Source organism: Breoghania corrubedonensis (genome assembly GCF_003053845.1).
GTDB lineage: Bacteria > Pseudomonadota > Alphaproteobacteria > Rhizobiales > Stappiaceae > Breoghania > Breoghania corrubedonensis.
Genome location: NZ_QAYG01000011.1, coordinates 125,713 through 140,565 on the forward strand (window position 1 = coordinate 125,713; position 14,853 = coordinate 140,565).

Here is a 14,853-nt window from a genome sequence, read left to right on the forward strand (position 1 = left end):
TGCCATGTCAGCGCTCAAGGATGATGCGCGCGCCGAAGTCGGAAAATGGGATTTCTGGATCGATCGGGGCGGCACGTTTACCGATATCGTCGGCCGCACGCCGCAAGGCGAGTTGAAGCCGCACAAGCTGTTGTCGGAAAACCCGGAAGCCTACCGCGATGCGGCCGTTCAGGGCATCCGCAACCTGATGGGCATTGCCGCCGACCAGCCCATCCCCTCAGACCGGATCGCGACCGTGAAGATGGGCACGACGGTGGCCACCAACGCGCTGCTGGAGCGCAAGGGCGACCGGGTTCTCCTGATCACCAATCCGGGCTTCGCTGACGCGCTGGAAATCGGCTACCAGGCACGCCCGCGCCTGTTCGACCGGGAAATCCGCAAGCCGCAGCTTCTCTACGAGCGGGTCGAGGAAGTGGGCGGCCGTTTCCTGACCGACGGCAGCGAGGAGGAGCCCCTCGACGAGGCCCGCGCCCGCCGCGTGCTCATGGAAGCGCATGATGCCGGCATCCGTTCGGTCGCGATCAATTTCATGCACGGCTACAAGTATCCGGACCATGAACGGCGCGTCGCCGGGATCGCGCGTGAAATCGGGTTTTCCCAGATTTCGCCGAGCCACGAGGTTTCCCCGCTGATCAAGTTCGTCGGGCGCGGCGACACGGCGGTTGTCGATGCCTATCTGTCGCCGATCCTGCGCCGCTATGTCGAACAGGTCGCCGGCGAATTCGATACCGAAAACTCCGGCATGCGGCTGATGTTCATGATGTCGTCCGGCGGCCTGACGGCGGCGGACCGCTTCCATGGTCGCGACGCGATCCTGTCGGGTCCCGCGGGCGGCATCGTCGGGGCGGTGGAGACCAGCCGGATTGCCGGATATGACCGGATCATCGGGTTCGACATGGGCGGAACGTCCACCGACGTCGCTCACTATGCCGGTGATATCGAGAACGAGTACGAGACCGAGGTGGCGGGCGTGCGCATGCGCGCGCCGATGATGAAGATTCACACGGTCGCCGCCGGGGGCGGCTCGATCCTGAACTATGACGGATCGCGCTTCCGTGTCGGGCCCCAATCGGCGGGCGCCAATCCCGGTCCCGCGAGCTACCGGCGCGGCGGGCCGCTGTCGGTGACCGATGCCAACGTGATGCTCGGCAAGTTGATGCCGCGGCATTTTCCCGCCGTCTTCGGCCCGCACCAGAACGAGCCGCTGGATGGGGATGTGGTGCGCCGCAAATTCTCCGAAATCGCGCAAGAGAGCGGCGCCGGGACACCCGAGGAGGTGGCCGAGGGCTTTCTCAGGATCGCCGTGGAGAACATGGCGAACGCGGTCAAGAAGATCTCCGTCCAGCGCGGCTATGACGTGACGCGCTACGCGCTCACGTGCTTTGGCGGGGCGGGGGGACAGCATGCCTGTCAGGTCGCCGATGTTCTTGGCATCAGAACGATCCTCATCCACCCCTTCGCCGGTATCCTGTCGGCCTACGGCATGGGGCTGGCCGATATCAAGGCCGGCCGCCAGACGAGCGTGGAGCGGCCGCTGGCCGCGGATGTGGTGAGCGAGCTTCAGAACACAAGCACGACGGTCGGTACGCAATTGAGGGACGATCTGGTCGGGCAGGGCGTGCCGGCCGGCGCCGTCGGGCTTCGCACCAATCTGCACCTTCGCTACGTTGGCACCGATACCGCCATCGAGGTGCCTTGCGGCGATATCGAGACGATGACCGCCCGTTTCGAGCGCATTCACAAGGAGCGTTTCGGCTTCCTGATGCCCGACACCGCGCTCATGATCGAAATGCTCGACGTGGAAGCAAGCGGCGGCGGCGCCGGGGAGGTCGAGACCCCGGCAAGGGTCGTGACCAGTGCTCCCATGCCTCTTGAACAGGCGCGGTTCTTCTCCGGTGGCAGGTGGCAGGACGCGCAGGTCTATCGGCGCAATCGGCTGAAGCCGGGTTACAAGCTGCGCGGCCCGGCGATCATCCTTGAGGATATCGGCACGATCGTCGTGGAGCCGGGTTGGCAGGCGTCGGTCAACGAGTATTCGCATATCGTGCTGAAGCGGTTCGACCACGCATCGCAGGCGCAGGTGGTCTCAAAAGAAGCCGATCCGGTGATGCTGGAGATCTTCAACAACCTCTTCATGTCGATTGCCGAGCAGATGGGCGTGCGCCTGCAGAACACGGCGCGCTCGACCAACATCAAGGAACGGCTCGATTTCTCCTGCGCGGTCTTCGATCACGACGGGGAGCTGATCGCCAACGCGCCGCATACCCCGGTTCATCTGGGCTCCATGGATCGCTCGGTGAAGAGCGTCATGGCCGCCCATCCGGACATGCGGCCCGGCGACGTGTTCGTCACCAACGCGCCCTATAACGGCGGCACCCACCTGCCGGACATCACCGTGGTGACGCCCGTCTTCCTCGATGACGGCGCCGAAAGCGGAGAGCGGCCGATCTTCTATGTCGCCTCGCGCGGGCACCATGCCGATGTCGGGGGCATCGCGCCCGGCTCGATGACGCCGCTGGCGACCACCATCGAGCAGGAGGGCGTCATCATCGACAATCTCAAGCTCGTTGCCCATGGCCGCTTTCTCGACAACGAGATCCGCTCCGTGCTGAACGATGGCAGCTACCCCTGCCGCAATCCCGATCAGAATGTCGCCGATCTCAAGGCGCAGGTCGCGGCCAATGAAAAGGGCGCGAAGGAGCTTCTGTCCATGGTCGCGACCTTCGGCAAGGACGTGGTCGAAGCCTATATGGGCCACGTGCGCGACTATGCGGAGGAATGCGTCCGGCGCGTCATCGGCGGTCTGAGGGACGGGAGCGCGGATGTCTGGTTCGATCAGGGGTGCCGGATCTCGGTGAAGATCACCGTGGATCATGACAGCCGCTCCGCGACCGTCGATTTCAGCGGCACCAGCGAGCAGCAGCCGGACAATTTCAACGCGCCCGAACCCGTGACCCGGGCCGCCGTGCTCTATGCCTTCCGCTGCATGGTGGACGACGAGATCCCGATGAATGCCGGCTGCATGCGCCCGCTCGACATCGTCTTGCCGGAGAAATCCATGCTCACCCCGCGCTATCCGGCGGCGGTCGTCGCGGGCAATGTCGAGGTCAGCCAGGCGGTCACCGATTGCCTGTTCTCTGCCTTCGGCGCGATCGCCGGTGCGCAAGGCACGATGAACAACTTCAATTTCGGCGATGCGGAATACCAGTACTACGAGACGATCTGCGGCGGCGCGGGCGCCGGCCCCGGCTTCAACGGCGCCCATGCGGTCCACACCCACATGACCAACACCCGCCTGACGGATCCCGAAATCCTCGAGCAGCGCTACTCCGTGGTGCTGGAGAAATTCCAGATCCGCCGTGGAACGGGCGGCCAGGGCGAATGGACGGGCGGCGCGGGCGTGAGCCGTGCGGTCCGCTTCCTGAAGGCCATGGATGTGTCCTTCCTTTGCGGACGCCGCGAGGTGCCGCCCAAAGGGCTCGCGGGTGGAGGAGACGGCGCCGTCGGCCGCAATCTCAAGCGCGATGGCGCCGGCCAGATCATCGAGCTTCCCGGTCGCACGCAGATCACATGCGCGGCCAACGAAGCGGTGATCATCGAAACGCCGTCGGGCGGCGGCTACGGCCGTGTTTCCGGGTAATCGCTCTCTTCCCTGAGTATCCCGATTGTCATTGCTTACAAGCAAGGCCTTGTCATGAATAAGCAGTTTTCGAATTTGGCCGTGGATGCGCCGCGGTCGAACTTCCTGGAATCCGTTGACCGGTATTTCACCCACGCCCTGACGTTCCTCAACCTTCCGGACGGATTGGCGGAGCGGATCACGGCCTGCAACTCCACCTACACCGTGCGCTTCGGCGTGCGCCTGCGCGGGCGGATGTATTCCTTCGTCGGCTGGCGCTCGGTGCACAGCGAGCACCGCGAACCGGTCAAGGGCGGCATCCGCTTCTCGCCCGATGCGGATGCGGAGGAGGTGGAGGCGCTGGCCGCGCTGATGACGCTGAAATGCTCGCTGACCGATCTGCCCTTCGGCGGCTCCAAGGGCGCGCTGAAGATCAACCCTTCCGACTGGACGCAGCCGGAGCTGGAGCGCATCACCCGCCGCTTCACCCAGGAACTGGCCAAACGCGGCCTGATCGGCCCCGGCGTCAACGTTCCGGCCCCGGACATGGGAACGGGCGAACGCGAAATGGCGTGGATGATGGACGAGTTCCGCCGCGCCAATCCCGCCGACGCCATCCATTCACGTGCCTGCGTGACCGGCAAGCCCCTGTCGAAAGGCGGTATTGCCGGGCGAACGGAGGCGACCGGACGCGGCGTCCAGTATGCGATCCACAGCTACCTACAGGATCCGCGCACGCCGGGCGTCCGCGGGCGGCGCGATCTTGGTGCCATGGACGTGGTGGTGCAGGGCTTCGGCAATGTGGGCTACCACGCCGCGAAGTTCCTGAGCGAGGAAGACGGCGCGAAGATCGTCGTCGTCGCCGAACGCGATGGCTACGTGACCAACCCCGACGGACTGCCCGTCGAGGCGCTGAAGCAGCATCAGCTCGCCACGGGCAGTATTCTCGGTTTCGAGCACGCCACCAGTTTCGAAGGCGACATGCGCGGCATCGAGCGGCCTTGCGATATCCTGATCCCGGCGGCCATGGAAAACGCCATCCACGAAGGCAACGCGGAACGGATCGAGGCGGGGCTCGTCGTGGAGGCGGCCAATGGCCCGCTGAGCTTCGAGGCCGACCAGATGCTGGCCCGGCGCGGTATCGTCGTTCTGCCGGACCTCTACGTGAACGCCGGCGGTGTGGTGGTCAGCTATTTCGAATGGGTCCGCAACCTGACCCACATCCCCTTCGGTCTGATGGAGCGCCGCCGCCGCGAGCGCCGCAATCACACCATCGCCGATGCGCTGGAACAGATGACCGGCAAACCCTTTCCCGAGGACATGCGCGAGGGCTTTCTGGAAGGCGGTCGCGAGATCGATCTGGTGCGCTCGGGTCTGGAGGACGTCATGCGCAGCACCTGGGCGCGCATTGGCGATCTGCTGGAAGCCCGGCCCGAGCTCAAGGACTACCGCACGGCGGCCTATGTCGCCTCGATCAGTGAGATCGCCGCGGCCTACGAGGCCATCGGCATCTGATTGCCTGGCATATTGCGCCATGCGCGCCGGTGGCGGACCGAAGACATTTCAGACCGGCTCCGCCACCGGCAATGACGTCCAGAAAATCCGCTCGCAACTGTCTTAAATAACATAGCAACTTCCTCTCTCACGAAGCATCTTCCAGGATGAAAAAATCGGCTGGGCGCTTTTCAGTTAAATTAAATAAATAATAGTATTATACTTAAAAACGTTTTTTCATCCGCATGAATATAACGCGCGATTACATTATTATTTCATGATATTTTGAAATTCGTCCGCCTGCTTGTCAAATGAATATGGATGGAGGCGGATATGTGCTTTATGAAACCGGGATTTTTACGCCCGAAGCCTGATTCAAATGTGAAACCTCATATTGATAGAAAATATTCTGATACACTAAAAAACAAAAATAACTTTAGGAAAGACGTTTCCAAAGATGTCTCTGTGACGCAGACGAAACTGAAGACTGCAAAAAATCAATTTAATCATTTCAACAGCAGTAAATATCCACCGGTTCGGGAATTTTCTGCATTAAAAGGCAAATTAATCCCGATCGAGGCCGCGACGGGTTCGGACGATGACATCGGCTTGAGCAAGCTTGATCCTTCCCAGGCAAAGCTGAAGCTCGCCCTTGTCGACAGCGGCATGGGGGGCGGCATGACGGCCGCGCTTCTGACGGGTGAAGTGCGGCAGCTCGGCTCGTATTACTGTCTGCCCATCGGCGACAAGCTGGGAAAGACAGCGGCCGCCTACACCGCCGCAATGGCGCTCTGGCCCTTGATCGCGCCCTTGACGAACGCACAGGGCGAGATCGACGGACACATCGCCGAACATGTGATCATCGCCTGCAACTCCGCCTCCGTCCGCAAGGACGACGCCATCGCGCTCATGAAGGAGTTCTGTGCGGCCGTCGCAGAGGGCCGCTGCGATATCGATCTGAATGACGACTTGAGACGGAACGTCATCGATCTTCATGAAAAGATCGGGTCGCAAGACGGCTATCTGGAGAACAGGGTCCACGAGATCGTTTCCAGAACGGCGGAAGTCGGTGTCGAGAATGCCGTCAAGCTCCTCGAGCGCGATTCCTGCGCCTTCATTCGTGTGGACTCGACCAATGGCACGGTGAAGTCGGGCGCCTATCCCGACCGCATCGGCGATGCGATCAAGGCGAAGTTCCAGGTCGACGATGTGTCCAGGCAAAGCCTGACGCAGACCGTGCGCCAGGATGGTCAGGACTTCAAGATCAGCCATACGGTCTACACGTTCCAGGCGGGCGGTGAGGAAAAGACCGTCGTCGTGGAGAACCGCGGAAATCCGGCGTGGGTTCTCGACATCGAGGCCAACAGGGCTGACACGACCGGACCGGAACTCGTCAGGTCGTCGCAAGCCGCGAGCGCCCGTGCGCTGGAGGGCGCGCTGAGGCATTTCGGTGAGCAAGGTATTGATCTTTCGCAGGAAGTTCTGGGCAAGCTGGAAACCAACACGCCTGAAATCAGCATGCTCTGCTGCACGCACTACCCGGCAATGACGGAACACCTGAATAGCGCCTATGGCGAGGGCGTCACCTTCATCAACCAGGCCACGGTCGTGGAGGCGATGGCTGAGGAGATCGACCCGAACGCAACGAACCCGGACCGCGGGCCGCTCAACCTTGCGCTGACCATCGGCAGCCAGAATTACGGCGGCACGCCCGGCAATCTGAAGCCTTCGGTTCCCGATCCCGACGCAACCGCCGGCACCTTGCGCAAAGTCCTCGACACGACGCTGAAAGGCGCGCGCCAGGCGGGCGACAACCGCATACGGGATATCGGCGCGGTGAAAGTCTTCATGCAAGGCGATCCCGGCGAGCCGGAGGACGTGAACCCGAAGGATATATCGTCACTGTCGGCCAAGGGCGTTCGTCAGCAGCAATTCGAACTGATCCATGAATTCATCGGGCTTGCCATGGAGAAGGAGATCCTGGAGGAGCAGGGTCTCGTCAAGATGGACGACGGCACACTGCGCTTTGTCCGCGACAAGGAAAAGCCGAAACTCGACAAGAATCCTGAAGCCGGAAAGATCTACGAGAAGTTCCCCTCGCAGTTGAGCGAGAAGCTGGACGCCCTGGGCGATCTGGTGATCCAGGGCGAAGCGCGCGGGATGGACACGATCGGTCGGTTCAACGATCAGGGTGCGCAGTTTCGGGCGGCGGTTTCACAGATCATCGCGGTCAGGCAGAACAATGCGAACCCCGAGAATGCGATACAGCGTGTCGGCGTGCTCACGGGTTTCACCGTGGTCGACAACGAAAGCGGCGAGCGGATCGAAGGCGAGAACGACGGGCCTCCGGGAGCCGCGATCATCGCCCGCACCCTGCTGAAGCAGGGTCTGCCGGTGACCATGGTCACCGACAGGTCGAACGAGGCGGCGCTCGTCTCTGCCCTTGTCGGTGCGGGCCTGGCGACGGTGACGGAGGCAAGCTCCGGAATTCCCGCCAATCTTCGCACCCTCGATACTCTCGATATCGTGCCGGAATTCGCCGACGGTCAGCTTGCGTTCGAAGTGCCCGATTTCAACAACCGGGACATTCGCCCCGACGACCACGGCCCGCGGATGCGCGAGAAGGGGCGCGAAGCCGTCCGGGCATCGGTCGAGAACCTCAAGGGCTCCAACGTCCAGACGATGATCAGCATCGAACGGCCCAGCCCCACTGAGGCTGGTGGTAACCTGGTCAGCATGCGCGGCTTAAGCGTGGAAGCCTTCAATCTGGACATGAGCCTCTGTCTTGGCGATGAGGAAAGCGGGTTTGGCCCCGTGTCCATTGCGATCGGCGATGGCGGCAACGAACTGGGCACCGGCGGCGTTCAGCCTCATGTCCAGAATGCGCGCGGCGCAAACCTCAAGCCGTTCGTCGCGCGCGGCGATTACATCGGCGCAAAGCGGAGCCTCGCCACCGATGTGATGATCCTCGGCGGCGTTTCGAACAATGCCGGCGTCGCTCTGTCGATGGCGATCGATGCCGCCATGCAGGACGATCCCGAGAGCTGGGACGCCGACACATGGACCGCGGACGAGACCACGGAAAACCGGCTCCATTCGACAATCGCAGCCTACAACAATACCATCAGCCATATGGTCGGGGATGTGTATCATGTCGAAGGTGAAGGCGGTGAAATACAGGAACGCGGCATGTCGGTTGACGGCGTGAACAAGGAAAACCTGAATGCAGTCGACGGCCGCCGGATGGGATTTTTCGAGGAATCCCTGCGGAGATGGCAGCAGAGCAACGGCAATTTGCCGCTTGGAATTGGACCGGATTACACAACCGAATTTCGTTTTGCGGGCAGCCCGCGCGACACCTCGCACAATGACGCTTTCCTGCACTATGTGAACGTCTTCGCTCCGGTGCCGGTTGATGACCCGTTGTCTCCCAATAGGATCATCAAGGCCGGCAGCCTGTTCTCTTCGACCAAGCTTGATTGATCCATTTTGAGAGAGGCACGCCATGTCCCTGCCGCAAGCACTTGTCGATTTTTCGTCCCGCTGCGAGGCCCGTTTCGGGGCCGGGTCGGCTGGCTACAATGATGACGGCGCCTTTGTCGGGGTGCGCGGGCGGGTGGTCCATGTCAATCTGGACCCGAACGCCAACCGGGTGGTGGTGTGGAGCGAGCTGGCGCGCCCGGAACATGCCGGTTTTGAAGCGCTCGAACAGGCGGCGATGGCCTGGACCAGCGACGCGCTTCTGGCCATGGGGCTGGTCGTCGGCGTCAACCGCAACGCCGACCTGATCGTGCTGGGCCGCAGCATCGAACAGGACGCGCTTGGCACGCAGACCGGTCTCGATCTGGTCGGCGAGGTCGCGCAGCAGGCCGAGGCCGCCGCCGCGATGCTGGCCAGGGCCGCGGCCGAGGCAGGCAACGGGGCGGGCGGCCGTTCCTCCGGTTCCGACGGCGATGCCGTCATCATCCACAACTGATCGGCGCGAACCAGGAGGAAGCAACATCATGACGAACGATAACACCCGGTTCGCCGACTATGTCACCAGGTGCTGCGAGGTTCTGGGTCTGCCGGTCGGGCCCGTGACCGGCGACAGCTACATGTTCCAGGTCGCGGACCGCTGGATCGAGCTGAAGGCCAATGCGGGCGGCGATCTGGTCTCCTTTGCGGCGATGGTCTACATGGCGCCGGCGGATGTGCCTGTGCGGCCGGATCTGGTCTGCGGCTTCAATGTCCGCTACCTGTTCGACGGCGGCTTCTCGCTGCTGCACGACCGGGAGACGGATCGGCTCTATCTGTGCCGGCCGCACCAATTGGAGGCGCTCGATCCGCGCGCCATCCGCGATGAGCTGATCGACTTCGCCGAGCGGGCCGCCAATGTCGGCACATGGTATATCCGCTCAAGCGAGGAGAATTCCGAGAATACAGGCGGGGGCTCTTCGTCATTTTCTACGGGAAATTTAGTCGGTTCATAAATCGGTCTGCATGTGCCCGTGGTGATATTTCGAATTAAAACGCATGGATCGCCTGTGGTTGTGCTTTGCGTTGAGATGAATAGCATTTTCATTATTTAATTGGCCCAATCCATACTGGCTGGACCAGATTCCAGAAATCACTGTCCACATCGCAAAAATTCAAAAACTGTCCCAAACAGCATAGCCGCGGATCCCGCGCCGATGAATGCTGTCTCACGACGGGATGAACAACTCATCCTGACGTGAAGACTGAAAGCGGCGTCAGGCATACCTCGATACACGGCGAAACGAAACGGTGAAGGCGCCGGAGGCGGACCTGTCTTCCGGGAGGCTCCGGAGCGATGGCCCAGCCCTTGTGTCTTTCAAGTTCCCGGGTGGGGCGCGATGACCTGGTCGGAGATTGTTTCCGATGATCATTATCCAAGTAGTTTTGTGCCATTCCGGCTGTTTTGGTGTGCGTTATTATAGTCCTGTCTTCTGGTTATCTATGTCAGGAAAAACAGGAAAACATAGATGCGTTTGATAAAACATTCGGAAATGCAGGGATACTGGGAGATGGCGATATGTGCTTTGTGGAAATAGGCTCGAAGCAGAGCATGAATGCTGCATATAATGTATCGCGTTCTGAGGCCTCCCAGAGCCGGGCCGTCGACGAATCGCAGGTCCGGCAAAGCCAGGACAAGCTGAAATTCGCGCTTCTGGACAGCGGCATGGGCGGCGGTATGACGGCGGCCCTGCTTGGCGGTGAGGTTCGCCAGCTCGGTTCCTATTTCTGCCTTCCGATCGGCGACAAGCAACCGGCGGTCGCGGAAGCCTATACCGCGGTCATGGCGCTGTGGCCGATGATCATGCCCCTGGCAAATTCCAACGGCGAGCTGGACGGCAAGGTCGCGGAAAACGTCATCATCGCCTGCAACTCCGCCTCCGTGCGCAAGGAAGGCGCCGTCGATCTGATGGCCAAGTTCTGCGCGCAGGCCGCGGCGAGTGATTTCGAGGGCGTCGGAGACCGCGAGAGCGGAAAGGCTCTTCCCCAGCTGGTCAAAAAAGGACTGGAGGACCTTGCCAAGGTTGTCGCGGAGAAGACCGGCGGTCTCGGGGTCGAGGATTTCCAGGCCTATTTCACCGGCCATGTCCACGAGATCGTTTCCAAGACCGCCGAAAAGGGTGCGCTCGAAGCGGTGGGTCTTCTCAAGGAGAAATCGCCGGATGCAGATCCGTTGCTGGTTCGCATCGATTCCACCAACGGCACGGCCGGTTCGCAAGCCTACCCCACCAAGATACGTGACGCGCTTGAACGTATGGGAGGCGAGGTTTCTGACGTCGAGATTCTCGGGTCAACCAGGAATCCGGGGGTCGGCGACACGGGAGATACCATCACCCACCACGTCATCTCGCTCAGGCTGAACGGCGAGGAGCGGACGATCGTCGTGGAAGGCCGGGGCAATCAGCCGTGGGTGAAGGCGGTCGAGGGCGGCACCGTCGCGGCGGAAGGCGCTGACCTGGTTCGGGTCTCCAACGAGAACAGCGAGGCGGCGTTGGGTAATTCGATCGCGCAGTTGCGTTCGAACACTCCGCGTGAAGGGACTGATCCGGCGAAAGCGGCCGGTATCCTTGCAGCGATGCTCGGTGACAATGGCCGCCGCGTCGATGATGAGGGTGGGCAGGGCGTCAAGCCGGATCTGTCGATGCTCTGTTGCACGCATTACCCGGCCATGAAGGATGCGCTGGTAGCGAGCTACGGCGAGGACGCAAGCCAGTTCATCGATCAGGCGACGATTGTCCGTGATCTGGTGCACGACGATCTTGAGGTGCCTGTCGATGGAAATCAGGAGCCACTCGAACTGGCCCTGACCGTCGGCAGCATGAATTATGGCGGGGCGGATGAAAAGATCCGCCCATCGATCGCGAATGGGTTCACGTCAGCCAATGTTCTCGCGGATGTGCTGGAACAGACGATGGATGGCGACAGCTCCAACGTGGTCCGCTCTCTCGGGTCGGTGAAGGTATTCCATCAGAATGACAATGGCGGCGCGAATGTCGCGAAAGACGCCAGGATAAGCAATGCGAGCACGCAAGGCGGGAGCTATCAGGAAGCTTTCGAGTTGCTCCATCAGATGATGGTCACCGGAGAGCAGGACATAAAAAGATTCTACGAGAGTCAGAATCTGGCGATCAATCCCGCGTTCGGGCGCAATCCCGAAAGTCCTGATTTCAACCCCGAAGCTCCGCGTTTCACCTTCGTTGGAAATGAACGCAGAGATCAGCGCATCCAGCCGAACCCCGAAAGACTGAGCGAAGGCGCAAGAACGCACCATGAGGAGCTGGACGCGGCGGATATGTCGGCAAAGCTGGACAGGCTCGGCACGGTGATGACCCTTGGCGAAAGCCGGGGCATCGACAAGATCGCGCCGCTCAATGATCAAGGAGCGCAACTCAAGGCGGCCACGGCGCAGCTGATGGACGTCGTCATCCGAAATCGCGACATCGCGGACCCGACGGAACGCGAGCCCGTCGGCATCATGACCGGCTTCTCGGTCGTCAGAAATGAAGATCGCACACGCGTTGCCGGTGAGAATGACGGCCCCCCGGGTGCCGTGCTCATGGGCAAGACCCTGGTGGATCAGGAAACACCGGTCGTCTTCGTGACCGACCGTTCGGCTCAGGCTTCGTTGTACTCGTCCTTGCTGGGAGCGGGACTGGCAGAGCTGACCTCTGAAGGAAAGCTGTTTCTGGAACTGAGGAAGAACGATTTCGCCGAAGATGAAAACGGATTGGGGCCGCATTCGCTGCTCGAACCCCAATATGTGAAAGTGCACGACCTGGTGAAGGTCGAGATCCCGCAGGTGGACTACCCCCAGATCCCGCCGGAGGCGCTGCCGCTTGACGATCCGGATGCCCGCGAAACGATGATTTCGCAACGCAAGGCGGCGAACAGGGAAGCCGTCCTGGCCACCGCCGAAACACTCAAGGGCATGAATGTCAACACGATGATCTCCATCGAGCGGCCGAGCGTGACCGAACTCGATGGCGGTTCCTACAGCATGGTCGCCGTCGATGTGGCGCCCTTCAACCCCGACCTCAGCCCCTTGCTCGGCAGCGAAGATATCGGTTTCGCGCCATTTACGATCGGCATCGGTGATGGCGGAAACGAGCTGGGCACCGGCGGTATCCAGTTCATGACGTCGGAAGGCCGCGATCACGAAATGCTGCCCTTCGTGAAGGGCGGCTCGGTGATCGGCGCGAAGAAGGATCTGGCCACCGATGTCATGCTGCTGAGCACCGTCTCCAACAATGGCGGCATGGCGGTGTCCATGTCGCTTTTGGCAGCGCTGGCCGGGGACGATGACGATGTTGGCGTGGCGCTCGATGCGACGATTGACGCCTATAACGACACGATCGCCTATCTCGCCGAAAACGGCATGTCGATCGATGGTGTGAACAAGGAAAACCTGAACACGGTCGATGGTCGTCGGATGGGAACGCGCCAAGAGGCCGGCGAGAGGTGGGAGGCCACCCAAGGCAAGGTCCCGCTTGGCATCGGCCCGGATTACCAGACACCCGATGGCAAATCGGGCAGCCCGAACGACACCTCGCACAATGACACTTTCCTCCGGTTCCGGAACATCTTCGCTCCGGTGAACTGAGACAGCCAATTGAACAGGGAGACACGCGATGTCCCTACCGCAAGTACTTGTCGATTTCTCTTCCCGCTGTGAGGCCCGGTTCGGGGCCGGGTCGGCCGGTTACAACGACGATGGCGCCTTTGTCGGGGTTGGCGAGCGGGTGGTCCACGTCAATCTGGACCCGAACGCCAACCGGGTGGTGGTGTGGAGCGAGCTGGCGCGGCCGGAACATGCCGGTTTTGAAGCGCTCGAACAGGCGGCGATGGCCTATACCAGCCATGAGCTTCTGGCCAGGGGGCTGGCGGTTGGCGTCAACCGCAACGCCGACCTGATCGTGCTGGGCCGCAGCATCGAGCAGGACGCGCTGGGCACGCAGACCGGTCTCGATCTGGTCGGCGAGGTGGCGCAGCAGGCCGAGATCGCCGATGCCATGCTGGCCAGGGCCGCGGCCGAGGCGGGCAACGGGGCGGGCGGCCATTCCTCCGGTTCCGGCGCCTCCGACGGCGATGCCGTCATCATCCACAACTGATCGCTGCGAACCAGGAGGAAGCAACATCATGTCCAGCGAAAACACCCGGTTCGCCGACTATGTCACCAAATGCTGCGAGGCGCTGGGTCTGCCGGTCGGGCCCGTGACCGGCGACAGCTACATGTTCCAGGTCGCGGACCGCTGGATCGAGCTGAAGACCAGCGCGGGCGGCGATCTCGTGACCTTCGCGGCGATGGTCTACATGGCGCCGGCGGATGTGCCTGTGCGGGCGGATCTGGTCTGCGGCTTCAATGTCCGCTACCTGTTCGATGGCGGCTTCTCGCTGCTGCACGACCGGGAGACGGATCGGCTCTATCTGTGCCGGGCGCACCAACTGGAGGCGCTCGATCCGCGCGCCATCCGCGATCAGCTGATCGACTTCGCCGAGCGGGCCGCCAATGTCGGCACCTGGTATATCCGCACAAGCGAGGAACCGGCGCCCGGCGCCCGCGCGCCCGCGCCCTCCGGCGAGCCCGGCAGCTATATCGGGCTTTAGACTGGCCTGATGCCGGACGGGCTCATGGCGCAGCCTGTCCGGCCACAACCGTCTTTGGTGGCCGCTCGAAGCCGATTTTTCAAATTTGGACCAATCCGGGAAATCGGATGGCGGCGCGACCATGGGCGCGCCGGGGGAAGGTGTTTGCCGATGGGCCGTTATCTGAACGAAACGCTTTTTGCCGCTCTCGCAGCCGATCCGCACGTCGACGCGGTGGTCGCGGAGGGAGACGACCTCGTGTTGCGCATGGAGGGAGAGATCCTCCGATTGACGCAGGATACGGAGAACGGGCGGACCGTCTGCTGGGCCGATATGCGCAAGTTGCAGCCCTCGGAAATCGCCGGTGGAGCCGCCGCCGCACGCCGCTACAACGCCACCCTTCAGGTTGATAGCGGCCTGACCATGGGCTTCTTCCTGAAAGGCAACGCCCTCGTTCTCGGCAAGAGCTTCGACGTGCGGGAGATGCCGCCGGCCGAGGCCGTCGGGGCCGCGCGTCGTGTGCTCGATGGTTTGAGCCCGGCCCGCGCACTGCTCGATGCGGTCCTGGAAGATATGCACCATGACGAAAGCCGAGCCCTGCAGCAGGGCGACGGGCCCCTGATGCAGGTCTGATCCCGACA

Annotated in this window: 9 protein-coding genes; all 9 read left to right on the plus strand. The window is 62.0% G+C overall.

Annotated features, from left to right (window positions below; genetic code table 11):
• Positions 1–4: 4 nt before the first annotated feature.
• The 9 genes from C8N35_RS20810 to C8N35_RS20850 all read left to right on the plus strand — a co-directional run bounded on the left by C8N35_RS20810 (position 5) and on the right by C8N35_RS20850 (position 14,845).
• Positions 5–3,640: a hydantoinase B/oxoprolinase family protein gene (locus C8N35_RS20810; protein WP_107991661.1), complete on the plus strand. Its 3,636-nt coding sequence runs from the start codon at positions 5–7 to the stop codon at positions 3,638–3,640.
• A 54-nt stretch (positions 3,641–3,694) separates the two neighbouring features.
• Positions 3,695–5,134: a Glu/Leu/Phe/Val family dehydrogenase gene (locus tag C8N35_RS20815; RefSeq protein ID WP_170122200.1), complete on the plus strand. Its 1,440-nt coding sequence runs from the start codon at positions 3,695–3,697 to the stop codon at positions 5,132–5,134.
• 300 nt (positions 5,135–5,434) lie between these two features.
• The gene (locus C8N35_RS20820; RefSeq protein WP_107991662.1) at positions 5,435–8,596 is read left to right on the plus strand and encodes a glutamate cyclase domain-containing protein; all 3,162 of its coding nucleotides are present in this window, start codon (positions 5,435–5,437) and stop codon (positions 8,594–8,596) included.
• Positions 8,597–8,618: 22 nt separating this feature from the next.
• Positions 8,619–9,089 (plus strand): hypothetical protein, encoded by a 471-nt coding sequence (locus C8N35_RS23950; protein ID WP_107991663.1) that lies wholly within the window; start codon positions 8,619–8,621, stop codon positions 9,087–9,089.
• Between the two features lie 28 nt (positions 9,090–9,117).
• Positions 9,118–9,585 (plus strand): type III secretion system chaperone, encoded by a 468-nt coding sequence (locus C8N35_RS20830; RefSeq protein WP_107991664.1) that lies wholly within the window; start codon positions 9,118–9,120, stop codon positions 9,583–9,585.
• Between the two features lie 596 nt (positions 9,586–10,181).
• On the plus strand, positions 10,182–13,229 hold the full coding sequence (locus C8N35_RS20835; RefSeq protein ID WP_170122201.1) for a glutamate cyclase domain-containing protein: 3,048 nt from the start codon (positions 10,182–10,184) through the stop codon (positions 13,227–13,229).
• A 28-nt stretch (positions 13,230–13,257) separates the two neighbouring features.
• Positions 13,258–13,737 (plus strand): type III secretion system chaperone, encoded by a 480-nt coding sequence (locus tag C8N35_RS23955; protein ID WP_170122202.1) that lies wholly within the window; start codon positions 13,258–13,260, stop codon positions 13,735–13,737.
• Between the two features lie 28 nt (positions 13,738–13,765).
• Positions 13,766–14,233 (plus strand): type III secretion system chaperone, encoded by a 468-nt coding sequence (locus C8N35_RS20845; RefSeq protein ID WP_107991666.1) that lies wholly within the window; start codon positions 13,766–13,768, stop codon positions 14,231–14,233.
• Positions 14,234–14,257: 24 nt separating this feature from the next.
• The gene (locus tag C8N35_RS20850; protein ID WP_146177442.1) at positions 14,258–14,845 is read left to right on the plus strand and encodes a hypothetical protein; all 588 of its coding nucleotides are present in this window, start codon (positions 14,258–14,260) and stop codon (positions 14,843–14,845) included.
• The last annotated feature ends 8 nt before the right edge of the window (positions 14,846–14,853 follow it).